Genomic DNA, 19,722 nt, shown 5'->3' with positions numbered 1-19,722 from the left:
AGCCGGCAGCGCCAACAGCATGCCGATCCGCAGCACCCCCGGCCGAGCCCCGATCACCCCCCGGTTCGCCGCGTAGAGCGCCTGCCACCCACCCGGCACCCCGCGCTTCCGCGCGATCGCCACCAGCGTGTCCCCGCTCCGCACCACGTGCATCCGCCCCGCCAGCCCGTACCGCTTCGCGCACACGGGCCACGCCTCCCAGCCCTGGCTGCCGAGCAGCTCCTCCCCCACCCGGATCTGCTGCGCCCGCGTGGCGAGGTCCGCCCTCGGGGCGAAGGCCAGTCCCCCGTGCTCCTCCCACGTCGGCTGCCAGAACTGCAGTCCGCCGTAGAAGCCGTTGCCCGTGTTCACCGCCCAGCGGCCGCCGCTCTCGCAGTCGGCCACGCAGTCCCAGGGCCACTGCCCGCCGGGCCCGCAGTCCACCGCCCGCCCGGGCGCCCCCGGCCGCGGCGGAGGCGGCGCCGCGACCGCCGCCGCCGCGGGCGACGCCGACACCACTGCGACCAGCACCAGCGCCGCCGCGCCCACCCCACCCGGAACCCCGAAGTTGCGCATCGCGTCACGCTACGCAGCCCCGTACCGCCCCCCGCGCGCGCCACACCGCGCCCCGCGCGCCCCCACCCGCTCGGCCCACCGGCAAAACGGCCAGCACCGGCCATCAACTGCGCACAACCAAAAAACAGTTGGCACGAAAACAACGGCCCGGTCGGACCGTTCACTCCTTCGGGGGTCCGGTTCGATTCCGTTCCCTCAAACGGCGTGACCCCGGCCGCCACTCCCCCGTTGAGCCCGGCGAGCCGGAACCCCCCGGCCCCGCACGCCTAGTCCGAGGAGCCACCCCGTGCCGCGCATGCTCGAAGTCAGTGATGAGGTACGTGCCGAGATCGGCGACGAGGAGGCCGAGCGGCTGCTCGCAGGTGACGGATCCCCGGGCAGTTACGACTGCACGTCCTGCCGCACCCCCGGCGACTCCGAGCGCGAGCAGACCAGCACCGTGCTGTTCGTCGGCGACGAGACGGCCGTCCTGGCCTTCGCCCACGCCGGCTGCATCCCCTCGCAGGTCGTCTCCGTCCCCGAGGCGGACCTCCAGGGCGCCGTCCGCTCCATCACGGGCGACAGCCCCGCCCCGGCGGCCTCCCCCGCCGGCGACGTGCCGCAGTCGGTGCCCGGCGGCCAGGCCGTCCTCGGCATCACCAGCGGCCTGATCCTGATCAACGGCGAGCTGCACCCCGCCCTCGTGGTGGAGCCGACCGCGCCCATCGCGCGCCCCGGCACCACCGGTCCCGGCGACGACTTCCTCCCGCTCCTCATCGAGCAGGGCTTCATCCCCATGACCGAGACCGAAGAGGTCCCGCAGGCCCTGAGCGGCTGGTCGATCCTGCTCGCCGCCGGCCAGCTGCACTCGGTGCTCCAGCCCGGTCAGATCGCCTGGTGGCAGGCGCACCGGCCGCTGTCGGTGACCGACGGCTGGCGGGCCGCCGTCAACAAGACGCAGCGCGTCCTGGTGTACGCGGCCCCCGTCGGCACCATCGGCCAGCAGCCCCGCGAGGACCTGCTGCGCGATGCCCTGGACAAGGCCGCCCGCAACGGCAAGCTGGTCGCCGCCTCGATGCCGCTGGCGGGTACCCCGGGCGCCTGAGGCCCCGGCTCCCGGGGCCTCCCCGGGCCCCCGTTCCCCGCTCTGCCTTACGTCCCCGAAACTGCCGTCCGATCCCCGTCACGGGGGCCGGGCGGCGTGCGCCGGGGGTGCGCGGTCCGTCCCGCGCACCCCCGGCGATCTGCGTTTTCCGCCCCGCGACCCCGCATCCGCGGGCCGCCGGTTTCGTTGGCTGATACGTGCATTCCTACGATGTCTCCCGCGCCCCGTCCTATCCGAGCAGCGTCCCCCCGATGCGCCCCGTACGGGAGCTGGGGAGCTCTCCGACCGCCTCGCACACCCCCATCTACGACACGCTGTACTCGGAGTACCTGCGCGCCTTCCGGGCCCTGCCCGGCGACCGCACGGGCGAGGAGGACCTCGGCTTCACGGCGTTCTCGTACGGGGGCCCCTACAGCGGCGCGTACACCGGCGGCGCGGGCTCGTACGGCAGCGGCTCCGGGACGGGCTCCGCCGGCGCCTACGGCAGCGGCTGGAACGGTTCCTCGTGGCAGCCGACGGGACAGCACGCCGGGCAGCAGGCGGACGCCTGGCAGCCCTCCCCCGCCCCGCAGCCGCAGTACTCGTACGCCGGCGCCGGATACGCGAACGGGCGGCAGCACCAGACCGGGATGCAGCACATCCCGGCGGCCCTGCCGCCCGCTCCGCGCCGGGGCTACTAGCCCCGGCGGTCCCACTCGCGTGGCACTACATCTTGCGCTTGTGCTGCGCACCGCGCTTCTCGCGGACGCGGACCGAGATGTGGATCGGGGTCCCCTCGAAGCCGAACTCCTCGCGCAGGCGGCGCTCGATGAAGCGGCGGTAGCCGTGCTCCAGGAAGCCCGAGGCGAAGAGGACGAACCGCGGCGGCTTGCTGCCCGCCTGCGTACCGAACAGGATGCGGGGCTGCTTGCCGCCACGGATCGGGTGCGGGTGGGCGGCGACGACCTCGCCGAGGAAGGCGTTCAGACGGCCGGTCGGGATGCGCGTCTCCCAGCCGGCGAGCGCGGTCTCGATGGCCGGGACCAGCTTCTCCATGTGGCGGCCGGTGAGCGCCGAGACGTTCACCCGGGGCGCCCAGGCGACCTGCTGCATCTCGGTCTCGATCTCGCGCTCGAGGTAGTAGCGGCGCTCCTCGTCGAGGTTGTCCCACTTGTTGTACGCGATCACGATCGCGCGGCCCGCCTCGACGGCCATGGTGATGATGCGCTGGTCCTGGACGGAGATCTGCTCGGTCGTGTCGATCAGGATGACCGCGACCTCCGCCTTCTCCACGGCGGCGGCCGTACGCAGCGAGGCGTAGTAGTCGGCGCCCTGCTGGAGGTGGACCTTCTTGCGGATGCCCGCGGTGTCGATGAACTTCCAGACGACTCCGCCGAGCTGGATCAGCTCGTCGACCGGGTCGCGGGTGGTGCCGGCCATCTCGTTGACGACGACGCGGTCCTCCTTGGCGACCTTGTTCAGGAGGGAGGACTTGCCGACGTTCGGGCGGCCGATGAGCGCGATCCGGCGCGGACCGCCGACGGCGGTGCCGAAGGTCTGCTCGGGGGCCTCGGGCAGGGCCTCCAGGACGGCGTCGAGCATGTCGCCGGTGCCGCGGCCGTGCAGGGAGGAGACCGGGTGCGGGTAGCCGAGGCCCAGCGACCACAGCGAGGCCGCGTCGGACTCGCCGCTCTGGCCGTCGACCTTGTTGGCGCACAGCACGACGGGCTTGCCGGCCTTGCGCAGCAGGCGGACGACAGCCTCGTCGGTGTCGGTGGCGCCGACCTTGGCGTCCACGACGAAGACGACCGCGTCGCAGGCCTCGATGGCGTACTCGGCCTGGGCGGCGACGGAGGCGTCGATGCCGAGGACGTCCTGCTCCCAGCCGCCGGTGTCGACGACCTTGAAGCGGCGGCCGGCCCACTCGGCCTCGTAGGTGACGCGGTCGCGGGTGACGCCGGGCTTGTCCTCGACGACCGCCTCGCGGCGGCCGATGATGCGGTTCACCAGGGTCGACTTGCCGACGTTCGGGCGGCCGACGACGGCGAGGACGGGCAGCGGGCCGTGACCGGCCTCCTGCAGAGCGCCTTCGACGTCCTCGATGTCGAAGCCCTCTTCCGCGGCGAGCTCCATGAACTCCGCGTACTCGGCATCGCCAAGTGCTCCGTGGTCTTGCTGGTCGTTCATGAAGTCCGTTCCTCGTCGTTCGTGGTGATCGGTGGGGCCCGCGCAGCGCGGTTCCACTACTAGGTCAAGTCTCGCTCAGCGCCCGGTCAGGCGCTTGGCGTCGGCCAGGTGGGCGGTCAGCCGGTCCTGGATGCGTACGGTGGCCTGGTCCAGCGCGGTACGGGTACGGCGGCCACTGCCGTCCCCGGCGTCGAAGGCATCGCCGAAGACGATGTCGACCCTGCTCTTCAGTCGCGGCAGCGCCTTGACGACGCGGCCGGAGCGCTCGGTGCTGCCCAGTACGGCGACCGGCACGATGGGGGCGCCGGAGCGGACCGCGAAGTACGCGAGTCCCGCGCGCAGCGAGGCGAAGTCGCCCTCGCCCCGGGTGCCCTCGGGGAAGATCCCCAGGGCGCCGCCGTTGTCCAGGACGCCCAGCGCGCGGCTGATGGCTCCCCGGTCGGCGCCGGAGCGGTCCACCTTCACCTGCCCGATCCGGTCGAGGAAGGGGCCGAGCGGACCGACGTACGCCTCCTTCTTGATCAGGAAGTGCAGCGGTCGCGGTGCGGTGCCCATGACCATGGGGCCGTCTATGTTGTGCGAGTGGTTCACGGCCAGGATGACGGGGCCTGTGGCGGGGACCTTCCAGGCCCCCAGCACGCGCGGCTTCCAGAGGCCGTACATGAGCCCGATGCCGATCCTCCGGCCGACCGCCGCACCCTTGAGGGAGGGCGTATCACTCACGGGCGGCCCGCCCGCTTCTCTTCCACCAGGGTCACGACGCACTCGATGACCCGGTCCAGCGTGAGCTCGGTGGTGTCCACCTCGACCGCGTCGCCGGCCTTGGCCAGCGGGGAGGTCTTGCGGCCGGAGTCGGCGGCGTCGCGCTTGATCAGCGCCTCCTTGGTGGCCGCGAGGTCCACGGCCTCCTTGCCCCGCAGCTCGCCGCTGCGGCGGGCCGCGCGGGCCTCGGCGGAAGCGGTGAGGAAGATCTTCAGGTCGGCGTCGGGCAGCACGGTGGTGCCGATGTCCCGGCCCTCGACGACGATGCCGTCGGCCTCGTCGGCCGCCTCGGCGGCGATGGAGCGCTGGAGCTCGGTGATCAGGGTGCGCACCTCGGGGACGGCGCTCACGGCGCTGACCTTGGAGGTGACCTCCTGGGTCCGGATCGGGCCGGAGGCGTCCTGGCCGTCGACGGTGATGGTGGGGGCGGAGGGATCGGTGCCGGACACGATGACGGGCTTGCCCGCCGCGAGGGCGATGGCCTGCGGGTCCTCGATGTCGATGCCGTTGGTGATCATCCACCAGGTGATGGCCCGGTACTGGGCACCGGTGTCCAGGTAGCGCAGCCCGAGCTTGGCGGCCACGGCCTTGGAAGTGCTGGACTTGCCCGTGCCGGAGGGACCGTCGATGGCGACGATCACGGCGGTCGGAGCTGCGGTTTCCACGGTGCGGGCACCTTCCTGGTTGCGCGTACGTGTCCGGGCGCGCCAATAGCGCCCCTCCTCCAGGTTACCGGGCTTTTCGCCGCCGCCCGCCGGGGCGGCGGCGGGCGGGCCCAAGACGGGCCCGGGGCGGCCGCGGGAGGGGCGCGGAGCGGGCCCCGGGCGGGCGCGGGCCCGCTCCGGAGGCCCTGCGGCCCTACGGCTGGCGCAGCGCCCAGCCGCGTTCGCGCAGCTCGGCCTGGAGGCCGGCCACGGCCCGGGGTTCGACCATGAGCTGGACCAGGCCCGCCTGCTGGCCCGTCGCGTGCTCGATCCGCACGTCCTCGATGTTGACCCCGGCCCGGCCGGCGTCGGCGAAGATGCGCGCGAGCTCGCCCGGCTGGTCGGAGATGAGGACGGCCACCGTCTCGTAGACCGCGGGCGCGGCACCGTGCTTGCCCGGGACCCGGACCCGCCCCGCGTTGCCGCGGCGCAGGACGTCCTCGATGCCCGCCGCCCCGTCCCGGCGCTTGTCCTCGTCGGCCGACTGCAGGCCCCGCAGGGCTTCCACGGTCTCCTCCAGGTCGGCCGCGATCCCGGCGAGCACGTCCGCCACCGGTCCCGGGTTGGCCGAGAGGATCTCCACCCACATCCGCGGGTCGGAGGCGGCGATCCGGGTCACGTCTCGGATGCCCTGCCCGCACAGCCGCACCGCGGTCTCGTCGGCCTCCTCCAGCCGGGCGGCGACCATGCTGGAGACGAGCTGCGGGGTGTGGGAGACCAGCGCGACGGCCCGGTCGTGCGCGTCCGCGTCCATGACGACCGGGACGGCCCGGCACAGCGCCACCAGCTCCAGTGCCAGGTTCAGCACCTCGTGGTCGGTCTCCCGGGTCGGCGTGAGCACCCAGGGCCGGCCCTCGAAGAGGTCGGCGGAGGCCGCGAGCGGTCCGGACTGCTCCTTGCCCGCCATCGGGTGGGTGCCGATGTACGCCTTCGCGTCCACGCCCAGCGCTTCCAGCTCCCGGCGCGGTCCGCCCTTGACGCTGGCCACGTCCACGTATGCGCGGGCCAGGTCCCGCCCTATGGCGTCGGCGAGGGCGGCGGCCACGTGCGCGGGCGGTACGGCGATGACCGCGAGGTCCGCCTTGCCCTGGTAGGGCTCCTCCGTGCCGGCGCCCAGCGCGGCGGCCGTACGGGCCTGCCCCTGGTCGCGGTCGTACAGGTGGACGGCGATGCCGCGGGCGGCCAGGGCGAGCGCCGCGGAGGTGCCGATCAGCCCGGTTCCGATGACGACGGCGGTTCTCACGGGGTGCTCTCCAGGTGTACAGGGGTACGGGACGGCGATACCAACCACAGGGTAACCAGCGGGAATGGCGCGAGGGCCCGGCGGCCCGTCCGCTGGGACGGGCCGCCGGGCCCTCGGGATCCGCCCCCGGGAAGGACCGGGGTCGCCGGGAGTCGCTCGGGGTCGGTCAGAGGTTCTGCTGCTTGTCGGTCAGAGGTTCTGCTGCTTGATGATGTCCTCCAGCGAGCCGCTCGGGACCGAGCCCCCGGGGGTCAGCTTGTCCACGGCCTGCGGGAGCGCCTGCGCGATCTGGTCGGCGGCGTCCTCGGGGCTGACGCCCGCCTGCTCCGCGACCTTGGCCAGGGTGTCGTCCGGCAGGGCCTTGGCGATCTCCGCGCCGCTGACGGGCTGGTTCTCGCCGGTGCCGACCCACGACTGGGCCTGGTCGGTCAGACCCGACTTGGTCAGCATGTCCAGCAGCCCGCCGAGCGGGTTGTTCCCCGCGCCTCCGGCCGCCTGGGCGCCGCCGGCACCGCCGCCGCCCATCAGGGCGCCGAGGAGGGAGCCGAGGATGTTGCCGCCGCCACTGCCGCCCTGCCCACCGCTGCCGCCGCCGAGGAGGGAGCCGAGGAGGGAGCCGAGGTCGTTGCCCGCCATGGTGATGCCTTTCGAAGAGGGACCGGGCGCGCGGAAATCTGCGCACCCGGCTTCGAGATACGGACAATGTCACCCAACTCGGGCGTATCTGCCACTTGGCGCAGAGTCGTGCACCGACTGCGGTAGAACGATCGGCATGATCTTCCACCTCGTACCGCTCTCCGACTGGACCGCCGATCCCGCGCGCCCGTACGCCCCGCCCTCCCTCGACTCCGAGGGTTTCGTGCACTGTTCGGCGGATCCGGAGACGGTGCTCGCGATCGCCGCCACGCACTACGCGGACGTACCGGGGACCCTGCTCGCCGTGGAGCTCGACGAGCACGCCCTCACCTCCGAGGTCCGCCGGGAGGGTGAAACGGGCCTTCGCTATCCGCACGTCCACGGACCGCTGAACCGGGAGGCCGTGGTGCGCGTGTGGGAGGTGGTACGCGCCCCCGGCGCGCCGGCGGAACTCGTTCCCCGGCCCCTGGAGGGCTGAGTCAAGGCGTGGCGGGGTGTTGCTGGAGCCCGTCACGCGCCAGGATGCCTCTCGCCATCCCGGCGATCACCCGAGGAGAAGTCATGAGCGACCCCACCCGCGCCGCCCGGCGCACCGTACTGGCGGCCGGCGCGAGCGTCCTGGCAGGCGGCGCGCTGGCCGCGTGCGGCGGAGCCGACGAGACGAAGCCGTCGTCCGAGGGCGGCAGCGCGCCCACGGCGCAGAACTCCGTGTCCGCCTCGTCCTCGGCTCCGGCCTCGGACGCCAAGGCCCTGATCAAGGCCTCGGAGGTGCCGGTCGGCGGCGGCACGGTCCTCAAGGACCAGAAGCTGGTCGTCACCCAGCCGACCGCGGGCTCCTTCCGCTGCTTCACGGCGGTCTGCACCCACCAGGGCTGCCTCGTCAACAAGGTCGAGGCCGGCACCATCGACTGCCCGTGCCACGGCAGCAAGTTCAAGGACACGGACGGCGCGGTGGCCAAGGGCCCGGCCACCAAGCCGCTGGAGGAGAAGAAGATCACCGTCTCCCCGGCGGGCGAAATCTCGCTCGCCTAGCCGCGGGCCCCGGCACTAGCCTCGCCGGATGGACGAGGCCCACGCGAACGAACCGACCCCCGAACCGCTCGAACTCACCCTGGTCAGGGACCACACGGTCTACTCGTGCGTGATCGGTTCGAGGGCGTTCGGTCTGGCGACGGAGGCGAGCGACACCGACCGGCGCGGTGTCTACCTCGCCCCGACGCCGCTGTTCTGGGGCTTCGAGAAGCCGCCGACACACGTGGACGGGCCCCGGGACGAGGAGTTCTCGTGGGAGTTGGAGCGCTTCTGCGAACTCGCGCTGCGCGCCAACCCGAACATCCTGGAGGTCCTCCACTCCCCTCTCGTGGAGGACCTCGCCCCGGTCGGCGAGGAACTGCTCTCGCTCCGCGGTGCGTTCCTCTCCCGCCGGGCCCACACCACCTTCAGCCGGTACGCCGTCTCCCAGCGCGGCAAGCTCCTCGGCGACCTCCGCAACCACGGCGCCCCGCGCTGGAAGCACGCCATGCACCTGCTGCGCCTGCTCCTGTCCTGCCGCGACCTGCTGCGCACGGGCCGCCTGGTGATCGACGCGACCCCCTACCGCGACCGCCTCCTCGCGGTCCGCCGCGGCGAGCTCACCTGGGAGGAGGTCGACGCCTGGATGACCCTCCTGACCGAGGAGACCGAAGCCGCACTCACGACGACCCCCCTCCCCGAAACCCCGGACCTCCCCCGGGTCGAGGACTTCCTCCTCCGCGCCCGCCGGGCCTCGGCGCTGGCCTGACCCGCTCCGGCAGGCCCGCGGCCGGGCAGCGGCTGCCGGGCGCCCGCGGCGGCCCCGTACGCTCGGACCGGTGTTCACCTTCCGCGTGCAGGCAGCCGGGCCCGACCCCGTGGTCGTCCACTTCGAACCGCTCGCCTGGCAGGTGGTGGTCGACCCCGGGGACCACATCGTCGTCGAATGGCCCGACGGCGTTCCCGGACCCGAATCGGCCGCGACGTTCGTCCACGCGCCGGACGGCCTGATGATCTACGAACCCCACTTCCTGCCCGGCCAGGAGCGGAGTTGGGCCAGAGTCTGGAACTCCGCGGGCGAGGAGATCACCTACTAGCGGGTGTCCCGCCGGTCAGACCGGGCTCGCGACCGCCGGAGAGCGACTCCCGACGGCCGGCTCACGCGTCCCAGAGGGTGCCGAAGGACAGGAGTTCGGCGCGGTACTCGATGCGGCCCTCCCAGTCGCGGGGCCAGGCGTCCGCGCCGAGGTGGGCGCCGGCGAAGGCGCCGGCCAGGCAGGCGATGGAGTCGGAGTCGCCCGCCGTGCAGGCCGCGCGGCGCAGGGCCAGGAGCGGATCCTCCGGGAAGAGCAGGAAGCACTGGAGGGCGGTGGCCAGGGCCTCCTCGGCGATCCAGCCGTCGCCGGTCGTGAGGCAGGGGTCGGTTTCCGGGGACGGGGTGCGCAGGGCCGCCGCGAGGCGGTCCAGGACCTCCAGGCACTCGTCCCAGCCGCGCGCCATGAAGGACTCGGCCGAGGCGTCGGAGGCCGTCCGCGTCCAGAGGTCGCCGAGCCAGCGCTCGTGGTAGCGGGTGCGGTTCTCCAGGGCGTACGAGCGCAGTTGCCCGACCAGGCCGGTCACCTCGGTGCCCTGCGCCAGCAGGAACACCGCCCGCGCCGTGAGGTCGGAGGCGGCCAGTGCGGTCGGGTGGCCGTGGGTCAGGGCCGACTGGAGCTGGGCCGCGCCGGCCCGCTCCTCCTCCGTCCAGCCGGGCACCAGCCCGACCGGAGCCACCCGCATGTTCGCTCCGCAGCCCTTGGAGCCGAGCTGGCTGGCGTCGCGCCAGTCCCGCTCGGGGTGGTTGAGGAGGCTGCAGGCCTTCAGGCAGGTGTTGCCCGGGGCCCGGTTGTTCTCCGGGGAGTGGTACCAGTCCACGAACTCCTCCCGGACCGGGCGGGCGAGCCGCAGCGGGCCCACCCGGCCCCGCTCCGCGGCGGTCCGTATGCCGCGGGCGAGGGCCAGCGTCATCTGGGTGTCGTCCGTGACGATCGCCGGCCGGGGCAGGTCCATCTGCCGCCACGGGCCGGTCTTCGCCAGGATCCGGGGCACGTCGTTGAACTCCGTCGGGAAGCCGAGGGCGTCGCCCAGGGCCAGTCCGATCAGGGAGCCCGTGGCGGCCCGCTTCGTGTTCGCCGGCTTCGTCGGCCCGGTCGTCATCGTCGTCATCGCGTGTGTCCTTCCGTAGGGCGCAGCAGGGGCGGGTGCAGGGTGGTCGCGGGACCGGGCCGGTAGAGCGCGGCCGGTTTGCCGCGGCCGCCGGTGAGCCGGGCGGCTCCGGGCACGGCCTCGACGAAGCCGGGCGTGGCCAGGACCTTGCGGCGGAAGTTGGGGCGGTCCAGGGCGGTGTCCCAGACGGTCTCGTAGACGGCCTGGAGCTCGCCGAGGGTGAACTCGGGCGGGCAGAAGGCGGTGGCGAGGCAGCTGTACTCCAGCTTCGAGCCCACGCGGGAACGGGCATCCGCGAGGATCTCCGCGTGGTCGAAGGCGAGCCCGAAGGCCGGCGCACAAGCCTCGCCCACCGGCACCCAGCGGGCGCGGTCCGCGTCCCCGCCGCCCCCGGCCACCGGTTCCGGCAGATCGGGGACGAGCGCGGTGAAGGCCACCGAGACCACCCGCATGCGGGGGTCCCGGCCCGGTTCGCTGTAGGTGCGCAGCTGCTCCAGGTGCAGGGCGTCGACCACCTCCGCCGACAGGCCGGTCTCCTCGGCCAGTTCGCGCCGGGCCGCCGTCTCCGCGGACTCCCGCGGCAGCAGGAAGCCGCCGGGGAGCGCCCAGGTGCCCGCGTACGGTTCCTGCGCGCGCCGGATCAGCAGGACGTGCAGGGTGCCGCCGCGCACGGTGAAGACGGCGAGGTCGACGGTCACCGCGAAGGGCGGGAAGGCCTGCGGGTCGTACCCGTGCCCGGGTACGGGTCCGGTGCCGCTGCCGGGTCCGGTGTCACTCATCGGCTCCGCTCCCCCGTCCGCTGCCCGGTCCGCCCGGCCGCCTGCCCGGGCACCTGCCCGGCCACCCGCTCCGGCAGCGGATCCGCGAACTGCCAGCCCTCCGCCAGGAGTCCCTCGACCGCGGCCACCGCCGCCGCCAGCCGCTCCCCGCGGTCCCCGCGGACCACCAGGAAGCGCTTCCCGGTCCGTTCCAGTTCCTCCAGGAACCGCCCGGTCATCCACGGCCGGAGCTCCTCTCCGTCACGCAGCCCGTCGTCCTCGAAGGGCACGTCCGCGTGGTCGGTGAGCAGGTACAGGTCCCGCCGGGTCGCGGCGGCGATCCGCTCGACCTCCGCACTGCGCGCGCCCGTGTACCGCTCGTGCCAGATGCCCGTGGCGAAGGAGTCGGTGTCGCAGAAGAGCACCGGCGATCCCAGCCGGGCCGCCTGCTCCTCCTCCGCGTCCTGCCGCCGCGCGATCACCGGGAACTCCGCCGAGGCGAAGCTCACTTCGGCCCAGGTGGCCGCCGGGTCCGCGGCGCGCGCCGCCGCGAGCCGCTCCTCGCTGTACTGCCGGCCGTACTCCGCCACCCATCCCGTCTTCGCCCACACCCCGCCGCGCCCGCGCCAGTGCTCGGCCAGGGCCCGCGACAGCGTGGTCGTGCCGGTGGACTCGGCGCCGAGTACGACGATCCGCCGGGTCAGCGCCGCCCGTACGGCGGGTCCCAGGAACTCCCAGTTCCCGACGGGGTCGGCCCGTACGGCCGTGCCGGACACCGGGAACAGGGTGCGGCCGGGGTCCACGCAGACCTCCTCGGCGCCGAACCGCCGCGCGAGCTCGGTCCCGTAGGCCTCGGAGGTGAAGACGGCGTCGACCGGGCGGCGCACCGCGCGCCGGAAGATCGCCATGTGCGCCTCCCAGACGGCCAGGTCGTGGAGGTCTACCGGGATGTCGTCGACGGCGCCGACCACCTCGGCCCCCGGGTGCGCCTCGCGCATCCAGGCGACCCGGTCGGCGAGCGGTACGGACTCCACCGAGGCCGCGCAGACCAGTACGGTCAGCCGCTCGCACTGGTCCTGCGCGGTGCGCACGAGGTGGTGGTGGCCGGCGTGCGGCGGATAGAACTTCCCGAGGACCAGGCCGTGGCCGTGGCGCTTCATGCCGGCACCGCCGGGGCGACGGCGCCGCGGGCCGGGAGCGACCGGCGCCAGCCGAGCAGTCCGGCGACGCACAGGGCGAGGAAGCCGACGTAGAGCAGGGAGGTCAGGTACAGCCCCTTGTAGGCGTACAGCGGGATGTACACGAGGTCCGCCGCGATCCACAGCCACCAGGACTCGACGAGCTTGCGGCACTGTCCGTACGTGGCCGCGAGCGAGAGCCCGGTCGTCAGTGCGTCCCAGAACGGGACGGTGGAGTCGGTGGCCCGGCTCAGCAGGAGGGTCAGGCCGAGCACCCCCACCGCTCCCGCCGCGGCCAGCGCGGTCCACTCGGCCGCCGTCGTGCGGCGCACCGGCAGGGCCGTGGAGGTGCCCGGGCCACCCCCGTGGGTCCAGGACCACCAGCCGTACGCGGCCAGGGCGATGAAGACGATCTGCAGCCCGGCGTCGGCGTAGAGGCCGGCCTGGGCGAAGAGCACGATGAAGAAGACGTTGTTGGCGATGCCGATCGGCCAGTTGGCGATGTGCTGCCGGGCGACCAGCCACACGCACACGGCCCCGGTGACGAACCCGAGGATCTCGGTCCAGCTCGTCTGCCATCCCATGACGCCCCCTCCATTTATAGTCAGGTTGACTATAAACAGGGTCCGGGGCCCGGCACAACCAGAAAACCCGCGGCGCCCAAGGGCACCGCGGGTTCTGGAGGCCTTCAGCAGGCCGGGGTACTGACGGGGTCCTACAGACCGACCTCGCGCATGAGCATGCCGACCTCGGTGTTGGTCAGGCGGCGCAGCCAGCCGGACTTCTGGTCGCCGAGCTCGATCGGACCGAAGGAGGTCCGCACGAGCTTCTCGACCGGGAAGCCGGCCTCGGACAGCATGCGGCGGACGATGTGCTTGCGGCCCTCGTGGAGGGTCACCTCGACCAGGTAGTTCTTGCCGAGCTGGTCGACGACGCGGAAGTGGTCGGCGCGGGCGTAGCCGTCCTCCAGCTCGATGCCGTCCTTGAGGCGCTTGCCGATGTCGCGCGGCAGCGGACCGGTGATCGCGGCGACGTAGGTCTTCTTCACGCCGTACTTCGGGTGCGTGAGGCGGTGGGCCAGTTCACCGTGGTTGGTGAGCAGGATGATGCCCTCGGTCTCGGTGTCGAGCCGGCCGACGTGGAAGAGACGCGTCTCACGGTTGGTGACGTAGTCGCCGAGGCACTGGCGGCCGTCCGGGTCCTCCATGGTGGAGACGACGCCGGCCGGCTTGTTCAGCGCGAAGAACAGGTACGACTGGGTGGCGACGGTCAGGCCGTCCACCTTGATCTCGTCCGTGGGCTTCACGCGCTTGCCCTGCTCCAGGACGATCTCGCCGTTGACCTCGACGCGCGCCTGCTCGATGAGCTCCTCGCACGCACGGCGCGAACCCATGCCGGCCCGGGCGAGCACCTTCTGCAGACGCTCACCCTCCTCCTCGGCACCCGGGAAGGTCTTCGGGGTCTTGATCACGGGCTTGTCGGCGTACCGGTCGCGCACGCGCTCCTCGATCCGCGCCTCCAGCTCGCGCGGCTTGGACTGGCCGCTGCGGGAGCCGGGGCCGATGCGCGGGCCGCCGGCGCCGCCGATCCCGGGAGTGCGGGAGACCTTCGGGCCGCCCTTGGCGCCACCGCGGGCCGCTGCGCCGCGGGCGCCGCCGCCACGGTTGCCGTCGGCCGCGCCACGGGCACCGCCGCCGCCCGCCTTGGCACCGCCGCGGCCGTTGCGCTCACCCTCGGGGCCCACGTCGTAGCGACGCTCCTCGGGGCGGGGGTTACGGATGCGGGGGGCCTGCTCGCGGTCGCGGTCGGAGCCGCCGCCCTGGTAGCCGCCGGAAGAGCCGCCACCCTGGTAACCGCCACCGGAGGAGCCGCCACGGGAGCCGCCACCCTGGTAGCCACCGCCCGAGCTGCCGCCACGGGAGCCGCCACCCTGGTAGCCACCGCCCGAGCTGCCGCCACGGGAGCCACCGCCCTGGTAACCGCCGCCCGAGCTGCCGCCACGGGAGCCGCCACCCTGGTAGCCGCCGCCGGAGCTGCCGCCACCCTGGTAGCCGCCGCCGGAGGAGCCGCCACGGGAGCCACCGCCCTGGTAGCCACCGCCCGAGCTGCCACCGCGGGAGCCACCGCCCGAGCCGCTGCCGCCGCCGGCGCCGCCACCGCGGTAGCCACCGCCGCCGCCGCTGGAGGAGCCGCCGCGGGGGGAGCTACCGCGCCCGCCACCACCGCCGCCGCTGTTCCTGTTGCCGCCACCGTTGCCGTTGCCGCTGCTTCGCATCAAAGTTCCGTCGTCTTGTCGTCTTCATCGGTATCCGGAGAGTCCGGATCGAACGACGGAACACCCTCTTGCGTCTCGGCTTCGATCGCGTCCGCCTCGGGGAGGAAGGGCGCGAGCTCCGGGAGCTCGTCCAGGCCACGCAGGCCCATCCGCTCCAGAAAGTAGTTCGTCGTCCTGTACAGGATCGCACCTGTTTCGGGTTCCGTCCCCGCCTCCTCCACCAGACCCCGCTGGAGGAGGGTGCGCATGACCCCGTCGCAGTTGACTCCGCGGACCGCCGAGACCCGCGACCGGCTGACCGGCTGGCGGTACGCGACGACGGCCATGGTCTCCAGCGCCGCCTGGGTGAGACGGGCCTGCTGGCCGTCCAGGACGAAGGCCTCCACCGCCGGCGCGCAGTCCGCCCGGCTGTAGAACCGCCAGCCCCCGGCGACGAGCCGCAATTCGAATCCGCGGCCCTGGGCCTCGTACTCGTCCGCCAGCTCGCGCAGCGCCACCGCGACCTCCCGCGGGGTCCGCTCCAGCACCTTGGCCAGGTGAGCCTCGGTCGCCGGCTCGTCCACGACCATGAGGACGGCCTCCAGGGCCGGCTTCAGCGCCGGCCCGGCCACAGGGGTCGTCACGTCGCTCATTCCTTGACCTCCACGATCCGATCGAACTCGTCCGTCACCGTCGGCATGCCGTCCCCGTCCCCGCCGCTCCAGCGCACCGTGAGCGTCTTCAGGGCCTCCTCCTGGTCCAGGACCACCGCCTTCTCCCGGTAGAGCTCCAGGAGGGCCAGGAAGCGCGCCACGACGGTCAGGGTGTCCGCGGCGTCCTCGGTGAGCTCCTGGAAGGTGGCCTCGCCCCTGGCCTTGAGCAGCGCCACAACCAGCCCGGCCTGCTCCCGGACGCTCACGAGGGGCGCGTGGATGTGGTCCACGTACACCTGCGGCTTCGCCCGGGGCTGCATGGCCTTGACCGCGAGCCGCGCCAGCCCCTCGCCGCCGATGCTGATGACCACCTCGGGGAGCAGCTCGGCGAGGTGGGGCTCCAGCCCGACGGTGCGCGGGTAGCGCCTGCCCTCGGTCTCGGCCCGGTCCTGGAAGATCTCGGCGATCCGCTTGTACGCCCGGTACTGCAGCAGCCGCGCGAACAGCAGGTCCCGGGCCTCCAGCAGCGCGAGGTCCGCCTCGTCCTCGACCTCGGCGACGGGCAGCAGCCGGGCCGCCTTCAGATCGAGCAGGGTGGCGGCGACGACGAGGAACTCGGTCGTCTGGTCGAGGTCCCAGTCGGGCCCCATGGCACGGATGTGCGCCATGAACTCGTTGGTGACCTCGGACAGCGCGACCTCGGTGACGTCGAGCTTGTGCCGGGAGATCAACTGCAGCAGCAGGTCGAAGGGCCCCTCGAAGTTCACGAGCCGCACCGTGAACCGGCCGTCCCCGACGGGGTCCGGCCCGGCTTCGGCCTCGACGGTCGGCCCGGCCGCGGGCTCGGCCACGGCCGCAGGGACCGCTACGGGAGCCACTACGGGCTCCTCGGCCTCCCCGGGCCCCTCCGGGCCCCCAGGGGCCTCCGGGGCCGCCCCGGCCCCGGCCGGAGCCCCTGGGGCCGCTACGGGAGCACCCGGGCCGCGGCCCAACGAGCGGCGGGGCGGCAGGCCGGGTTCGGCGGGAGGGGGCATCGCGGTCCAGGGTGGTGCGGAACGAACGGCTGACGGACAGGGGCCGGAGCCCGAGCCCCTAAGACTCCCACGCACGACCCCCAGGGTCATGTCAGCCGTCCGGCGTTTGAGGACCGGGGTCTGGGGCGGAGCCCCGGAAGGGGTCCGGGCAGAGCCCGGGGAACGGGCGAAGGGCGGGTAGGGGACTCCGCCCCGCAGGGCCCGCCCGGGCCACGGCACCGCACGCGGCGAGGCCGGCGGAAGCCGACGGGACAAGCCCGCCCAGCCCCCGCAGGGGCTCAGCGCCCCCGCAGCCGGCGAACCAGGATGCTCGCGTCACCGCGGGACTCCAGGTCCGCCAGAACCACCGCGACGGCCTCCCGCACGATCCGGCCCCGGTCGACCGCGAGGCCGTGCTCCCCGCGCAGCACCAGCCGCGCGTGTTCCAGGTCCATGAGCTCCTCCGCGGAGACGTAGACCGTGATCTTCTCGTCGTGCCGCTCGCGCCCGCTGGGCCGCCGGTTCGCACCCCGGCCCGGCCCCTTGCCCCGGCCGGGGGTGGGGGCGGGGACGGCGTTACCGGAACCTTCCTGCGAACGCCGCTGCGGGCCGACGCCCGGCTCCGTGCCGGCCTCAGCCTCCCGGCTGCGGCCCTCTCCCGCCGTGCCCTCCGCGGCCGCCGCCGCGTGCTCCACGCCCCGCGCCGAGTTCGGCGAGGAGGAGGTCAGTGCCATCCCCCCGGTCGTACGGAACAGTTCGTCGGCTCCGGGCAGACTCACTCGGCGGGACACCGGGCGAGCACCTCCCTGGCCAGCTGGCGGTAGGCGGCGGCGCCGACGGAGTTGGAGGCGTACGTGGTGATCGGCTCGCCGGCGACCGTGGTCTCCGGGAACCGCACCGTGCGGCCGATGACCGTGTGGTAGACGTGGTCGTCGAAGGCCTCGACGACGCGCGCCAGCACCTCACGGCTGTGCACCGTACGGGAGTCGTACATCGTGGCGAGGATGCCGTCGAGCTCCAGCTCCGGGTTGAGCCGCTCCTGCACCTTCTCGATGGTCTCGGTCAGCAGCGCCACACCGCGCAGCGCGAAGAACTCGCACTCCAGCGGCACGATGACCTTGTGAGCCGCCGTCAGGGCGTTCACGGTCAGCAGACCGAGCGAGGGCTGACAGTCGATCACGATGTAGTCGTAGTCGGGCAGCAGGGGCTTCAGGGCCCGCTGCAGCGTCGACTCGCGTGCGACCTCGCTGACCAACTGCACTTCGGCGGCGGACAGGTCGATGTTGCTCGGCAGCAGGTCCATGTTGGGGACCGCCGTCTTCAGCAGCACCTCGTCGGCCGACATGCCCCGCTCCATGAGCAGGTTGTAGACCGTCAGGTCGAGTTCCATCGGGTTGACCCCGAGGCCGACCGACAGTGCGCCCTGCGGGTCGAAGTCGACGAGCAGCACCCGGCGCCCGTACTCCGCGAGCGCCGCACCCAGGTTGATGGTCGACGTGGTCTTGCCCACGCCGCCCTTCTGGTTGCACATCGCGATGATCGTCGCCGGACCGTGGTCGGTCAGCGGACCCGGGATCGGGAAGTACGGCAGCGGCCGTCCGGTCGGGCCGATCCGCTCACGGCGCTGGCGGGCAGCGTCGGGAGCGAGAGTGGCCGCGTACTCGGGGTCGGGCTCGTACTCCGCGTCGGGGTCGTAGAAATGCCCCTCGGGCACCTGTTCGTAGTCGGCGAAACCCACGGGCTTGTCGCCGCTCAGGTCGCCGGCCCTGGAGTTCACGTCTAGGCCGTCCATGCTCTTTTGGGGCGTCGTCATGTGCTGGTGGTTTGCGAAGGTGCGGACCGCTACGGATCCCACGGCTTCGATTCCGGCAGGACCCTGGCCCCGCGCAGGCCCTCCTGCTCGACCACCTCCAGGAGCAAATGTCGACTCATTCACAAGTCGTCTTACCTCCTCGGACGTGACCAGGACACTTATCGATAGGTCAGCGTGGCACCATGCCGACGGTTGGCGACTCTATGGCGTGTCACCACTCAGCGGCAACACAATCCGCCGGACCCGCCGCGATGTGTCGGCAACCGAACACCACTCTGTCAAGGGCGTACGAGCTGTCGCCGGGAAGTTTCGCGGGTGCGCGAAAGGGTTAAAGGGTTACGTTCGAGGCGAGTTGAGCGGCCTCGCGGACGACCCAGGGAACGCCTCCGGCCGGACCTCGCGAGCAAGGTCCGGCCGGATACGTGAGATTGACGTCAGTCGTTGACGACTCAGCCGAGCAGCGTGCTCAGCTCGAGGGTCTCGAGACCGTGCGCCTCGGCGACCTCGCGGTAAACGACCTGGCCGTCATGGGTGTTGAGGCCCAGCGCGAGCGCCGGGTCACGACGCAGCGCCTCGACCCAGCCGAGGTTCGCGAGCTGCACGATGTAGGGCAGCGTGGCGTTGGTCAGGGCGTAGGTGGAGGTGTTCGGCACCGCGCCCGGCATGTTGGCGACGCAGTAGAAGACCGAGTTGTGGACCTGGAAGGTCGGCTCGGCGTGGGTGGTCGCGCGGGAGTCCTCGAAGCAGCCGCCCTGGTCGATCGCAATGTCGACAAGGACACTTCCGGGCTTCATCTTGGCGACGAGCTCGTTGGTGACCAGCTTCGGGGCCTTCGCACCCGGGATCAGCACCGCGCCGATGACGAGGTCGGCCTCGATGACGGCCTTCTCCAGCTCGAAGGCGTTGGAGACGATCGTCTTGATCTTCGTGCCGAAGATCTTGTCGGCCTCGCGGAGCTTGTTGATGTCGCGGTCCAGCAGGGTCACGTGGAAGCCCATGCCGACGGCGATCTGCACGGCGTTCCAGCCGGAGACGCCGCCGCCGATGACCACGCACTCGCCGGCGTGGGTGCCGGGGACGCCACCGGGGAGCACGCCGCGGCCGCCGACCGAGCGCATCAGGTGGTAGGCGCCGACCTGCGGGGCCAGGCGGCCCGCGACCTCGGACATCGGGGCGAGCAGCGGAAGGGCGCGGTTCGCCGTCTCGACCGTCTCGTACGCGATGGCGGTGGTGCCGGACTCGAGCAGGGCGTCCGTGCACTCGCGGGAGGCCGCGAGGTGCAGGTAGGTGAAGAGGGTCTGGTCCTTGCGGAGGCGGTGGTACTCCTCGGCGATGGGCTCCTTGACCTTCAGCAGCAGGTCAGCGGTGGCCCAGACCTCGTCGGCGGTGCCGAGGATCTCCGCACCGGCGGAGACGTACTCCGCGTCCGTGATCGAGGAGCCCACACCGGCGTTCTGCTCGACGAAGACCTGGTGGCCGTTACGGACCAGCTCATGCACGCCGGCGGGCGTGATGGCGACCCGGAACTCGTTGTTCTTGACCTCGCGGGGGATGCCGACCTTCATCGTGGCTCACGGTCCTTGGCTCAGGGGATGTTTCGGGCTACTTCAATACAAACCCGTCCACAAGAACGCGCAACGGGATGCACCAGAGGATGACCTGGTGAAGCCAGTCTAATGAAGGATGA

Annotated in this window: 21 protein-coding genes and 1 pseudogene; 6 read left to right on the top strand and 16 right to left on the bottom strand. The window is 72.7% G+C overall.

What is annotated here, in order from left to right; genetic code table 11:
- Positions 1 to 3: 3 nt before the first annotated feature.
- Positions 4 to 555: pseudogene (locus OG898_RS36285) on the bottom strand (transglycosylase family protein); the annotation flags it as partial.
- A 286-nt stretch (positions 556 to 841) separates the two neighbouring features.
- On the opposite strand from OG898_RS36285, the gene OG898_RS22900 reads away from it, so the two are divergent.
- A complete protein-coding gene (locus OG898_RS22900) occupies positions 842 to 1,639 on the top strand; it encodes a hypothetical protein (RefSeq protein WP_250740257.1) in 798 nt (265 codons plus the stop codon).
- A 251-nt stretch (positions 1,640 to 1,890) separates the two neighbouring features.
- Positions 1,891 to 2,319: a hypothetical protein gene (locus tag OG898_RS22895; RefSeq protein WP_250740256.1), complete on the top strand. Its 429-nt coding sequence runs from the start codon at positions 1,891 to 1,893 to the stop codon at positions 2,317 to 2,319.
- 25 nt (positions 2,320 to 2,344) lie between these two features.
- Here the strand turns inward: OG898_RS22895 and der are convergent, their stop codons facing one another.
- From der to OG898_RS22870, 5 genes are all read right to left on the bottom strand, one after another.
- Complete coding sequence (gene der / locus OG898_RS22890; protein WP_243340975.1) at positions 2,345 to 3,805, bottom strand: ribosome biogenesis GTPase Der; 1,461 nt, start codon at positions 3,803 to 3,805, stop codon at positions 2,345 to 2,347.
- A gap of 75 nt (positions 3,806 to 3,880) precedes the next feature.
- The gene (locus OG898_RS22885) at positions 3,881 to 4,468 is read right to left on the bottom strand and encodes a 1-acyl-sn-glycerol-3-phosphate acyltransferase (RefSeq protein ID WP_250740395.1); all 588 of its coding nucleotides are present in this window, start codon (positions 4,466 to 4,468) and stop codon (positions 3,881 to 3,883) included.
- Positions 4,469 to 4,524: 56 nt separating this feature from the next.
- The gene (gene cmk / locus OG898_RS22880) at positions 4,525 to 5,232 is read right to left on the bottom strand and encodes a (d)CMP kinase (RefSeq protein WP_250740255.1); all 708 of its coding nucleotides are present in this window, start codon (positions 5,230 to 5,232) and stop codon (positions 4,525 to 4,527) included.
- 193 nt (positions 5,233 to 5,425) lie between these two features.
- The gene (locus OG898_RS22875) at positions 5,426 to 6,514 is read right to left on the bottom strand and encodes a prephenate dehydrogenase (RefSeq protein ID WP_266958961.1); all 1,089 of its coding nucleotides are present in this window, start codon (positions 6,512 to 6,514) and stop codon (positions 5,426 to 5,428) included.
- 189 nt (positions 6,515 to 6,703) lie between these two features.
- Positions 6,704 to 7,150 carry a YidB family protein gene (locus tag OG898_RS22870; protein WP_250740253.1) on the bottom strand — a complete coding sequence of 149 codons (447 nt, stop codon included), beginning with the start codon at positions 7,148 to 7,150 and terminating at the stop codon, positions 6,704 to 6,706.
- A 136-nt stretch (positions 7,151 to 7,286) separates the two neighbouring features.
- Between OG898_RS22870 and OG898_RS22865 the strand changes: the two genes are divergently transcribed.
- The 4 genes from OG898_RS22865 (at position 7,287) to OG898_RS22850 (ending at position 9,258) form a co-directional block, all read left to right on the top strand.
- Positions 7,287 to 7,628, top strand: coding sequence for a DUF952 domain-containing protein (locus tag OG898_RS22865; RefSeq protein WP_266958959.1), 342 nt, complete (start codon positions 7,287 to 7,289; stop codon positions 7,626 to 7,628).
- A gap of 83 nt (positions 7,629 to 7,711) precedes the next feature.
- Positions 7,712 to 8,182 (top strand): Rieske (2Fe-2S) protein, encoded by a 471-nt coding sequence (locus tag OG898_RS22860; RefSeq protein WP_250740251.1) that lies wholly within the window; start codon positions 7,712 to 7,714, stop codon positions 8,180 to 8,182.
- Between the two features lie 28 nt (positions 8,183 to 8,210).
- Positions 8,211 to 8,930 (top strand): nucleotidyltransferase domain-containing protein, encoded by a 720-nt coding sequence (locus OG898_RS22855; RefSeq protein ID WP_266958958.1) that lies wholly within the window; start codon positions 8,211 to 8,213, stop codon positions 8,928 to 8,930.
- A 70-nt stretch (positions 8,931 to 9,000) separates the two neighbouring features.
- Positions 9,001 to 9,258, top strand: a complete 258-nt coding sequence (locus tag OG898_RS22850) for a hypothetical protein (protein WP_250740249.1) — start codon at positions 9,001 to 9,003, stop codon at positions 9,256 to 9,258.
- Positions 9,259 to 9,319: 61 nt separating this feature from the next.
- On the opposite strand, the gene OG898_RS22845 is transcribed toward OG898_RS22850, so the two are convergent.
- From OG898_RS22845 to ald, 10 genes are all read right to left on the bottom strand, one after another.
- Entirely contained in the window at positions 9,320 to 10,357 is a 1,038-nt protein-coding gene (locus tag OG898_RS22845) for an ADP-ribosylglycohydrolase family protein (protein ID WP_266960391.1), read from the bottom strand.
- A gap of 5 nt (positions 10,358 to 10,362) precedes the next feature.
- A complete protein-coding gene (locus OG898_RS22840; protein WP_266958956.1) occupies positions 10,363 to 11,145 on the bottom strand; it encodes an NUDIX domain-containing protein in 783 nt (260 codons plus the stop codon).
- Positions 11,142 to 12,284 (bottom strand): AAA family ATPase, encoded by a 1,143-nt coding sequence (locus OG898_RS22835; protein ID WP_266958954.1) that lies wholly within the window; start codon positions 12,282 to 12,284, stop codon positions 11,142 to 11,144. The genes OG898_RS22840 and OG898_RS22835 overlap by 4 nt, the downstream gene beginning before the upstream one ends.
- Positions 12,281 to 12,886 carry a nicotinamide riboside transporter PnuC gene (gene pnuC, locus OG898_RS22830; protein WP_250740245.1) on the bottom strand — a complete coding sequence of 202 codons (606 nt, stop codon included), beginning with the start codon at positions 12,884 to 12,886 and terminating at the stop codon, positions 12,281 to 12,283. Before pnuC ends, OG898_RS22835 begins: the two co-directional genes overlap by 4 nt.
- Before the next feature lie 131 nt (positions 12,887 to 13,017).
- Entirely contained in the window at positions 13,018 to 14,577 is a 1,560-nt protein-coding gene (locus OG898_RS22825) for a pseudouridine synthase (protein WP_266958951.1), read from the bottom strand.
- Positions 14,577 to 15,209, bottom strand: a complete 633-nt coding sequence (gene scpB, locus OG898_RS22820; RefSeq protein ID WP_250740243.1) for an SMC-Scp complex subunit ScpB — start codon at positions 15,207 to 15,209, stop codon at positions 14,577 to 14,579. Before scpB ends, OG898_RS22825 begins: the two co-directional genes overlap by 1 nt.
- Positions 15,206 to 16,243: a ScpA family protein gene (locus tag OG898_RS22815; protein WP_250740242.1), complete on the bottom strand. Its 1,038-nt coding sequence runs from the start codon at positions 16,241 to 16,243 to the stop codon at positions 15,206 to 15,208. The genes scpB and OG898_RS22815 overlap by 4 nt, the downstream gene beginning before the upstream one ends.
- A 278-nt stretch (positions 16,244 to 16,521) precedes the next feature.
- Positions 16,522 to 17,013 carry a hypothetical protein gene (locus OG898_RS22810; RefSeq protein ID WP_250740241.1) on the bottom strand — a complete coding sequence of 164 codons (492 nt, stop codon included), beginning with the start codon at positions 17,011 to 17,013 and terminating at the stop codon, positions 16,522 to 16,524.
- On the bottom strand, positions 16,998 to 18,035 hold the full coding sequence (locus OG898_RS22805) for a ParA family protein (protein WP_266958946.1): 1,038 nt from the start codon (positions 18,033 to 18,035) through the stop codon (positions 16,998 to 17,000). The genes OG898_RS22810 and OG898_RS22805 overlap by 16 nt, the downstream gene beginning before the upstream one ends.
- Positions 18,036 to 18,484: 449 nt before the next feature.
- Positions 18,485 to 19,600 (bottom strand): alanine dehydrogenase, encoded by a 1,116-nt coding sequence (gene ald / locus OG898_RS22800; protein WP_266876781.1) that lies wholly within the window; start codon positions 19,598 to 19,600, stop codon positions 18,485 to 18,487.
- Positions 19,601 to 19,722 lie beyond the last annotated feature (122 nt).

Origin of the sequence: Streptomyces sp. NBC_00193 (genome assembly GCF_026342735.1) — a bacterium.
GTDB classification, from domain to species: Bacteria; Actinomycetota; Actinomycetes; order Streptomycetales; family Streptomycetaceae; genus Streptomyces; species Streptomyces stoeckheimensis.
This window is presented reverse-complemented; position numbering and strand designations above follow the sequence as displayed.

What these genes read in the sequence shown, in the direction of transcription:
- scpB (WP_250740243.1), bottom strand. Translation starts at nt 15,209, where the DNA reads ATGAGCGACGTGACGACCCCTGTGGCCGGGCCGGCGCTGAAGCCGGCC.
- ald (WP_266876781.1), bottom strand. Translation starts at nt 19,600, where the DNA reads ATGAAGGTCGGCATCCCCCGCGAGGTCAAGAACAACGAGTTCCGGGTC.
- pnuC (WP_250740245.1), bottom strand. Translation starts at nt 12,886, where the DNA reads ATGGGATGGCAGACGAGCTGGACCGAGATCCTCGGGTTCGTCACCGGG.
- der (WP_243340975.1), bottom strand. Translation starts at nt 3,805, where the DNA reads ATGAACGACCAGCAAGACCACGGAGCACTTGGCGATGCCGAGTACGCG.
- OG898_RS22825 (WP_266958951.1), bottom strand. Translation starts at nt 14,577, where the DNA reads ATGCGAAGCAGCGGCAACGGCAACGGTGGCGGCAACAGGAACAGCGGC.
- OG898_RS22885 (WP_250740395.1), bottom strand. Translation starts at nt 4,468, where the DNA reads ATGTACGGCCTCTGGAAGCCGCGCGTGCTGGGGGCCTGGAAGGTCCCC.
- OG898_RS22870 (WP_250740253.1), bottom strand. Translation starts at nt 7,150, where the DNA reads ATGGCGGGCAACGACCTCGGCTCCCTCCTCGGCTCCCTCCTCGGCGGC.
- OG898_RS22865 (WP_266958959.1), top strand. Translation starts at nt 7,287, where the DNA reads ATGATCTTCCACCTCGTACCGCTCTCCGACTGGACCGCCGATCCCGCG.
- OG898_RS22860 (WP_250740251.1), top strand. Translation starts at nt 7,712, where the DNA reads ATGAGCGACCCCACCCGCGCCGCCCGGCGCACCGTACTGGCGGCCGGC.
- OG898_RS22805 (WP_266958946.1), bottom strand. Translation starts at nt 18,035, where the DNA reads ATGACGACGCCCCAAAAGAGCATGGACGGCCTAGACGTGAACTCCAGG.
- OG898_RS22815 (WP_250740242.1), bottom strand. Translation starts at nt 16,243, where the DNA reads ATGCCCCCTCCCGCCGAACCCGGCCTGCCGCCCCGCCGCTCGTTGGGC.
- OG898_RS22840 (WP_266958956.1), bottom strand. Translation starts at nt 11,145, where the DNA reads ATGAGTGACACCGGACCCGGCAGCGGCACCGGACCCGTACCCGGGCAC.
- OG898_RS22845 (WP_266960391.1), bottom strand. Translation starts at nt 10,357, where the DNA reads ATGACGACCGGGCCGACGAAGCCGGCGAACACGAAGCGGGCCGCCACG.
- OG898_RS22835 (WP_266958954.1), bottom strand. Translation starts at nt 12,284, where the DNA reads ATGAAGCGCCACGGCCACGGCCTGGTCCTCGGGAAGTTCTATCCGCCG.
- OG898_RS22895 (WP_250740256.1), top strand. Translation starts at nt 1,891, where the DNA reads ATGCGCCCCGTACGGGAGCTGGGGAGCTCTCCGACCGCCTCGCACACC.
- OG898_RS22855 (WP_266958958.1), top strand. Translation starts at nt 8,211, where the DNA reads ATGGACGAGGCCCACGCGAACGAACCGACCCCCGAACCGCTCGAACTC.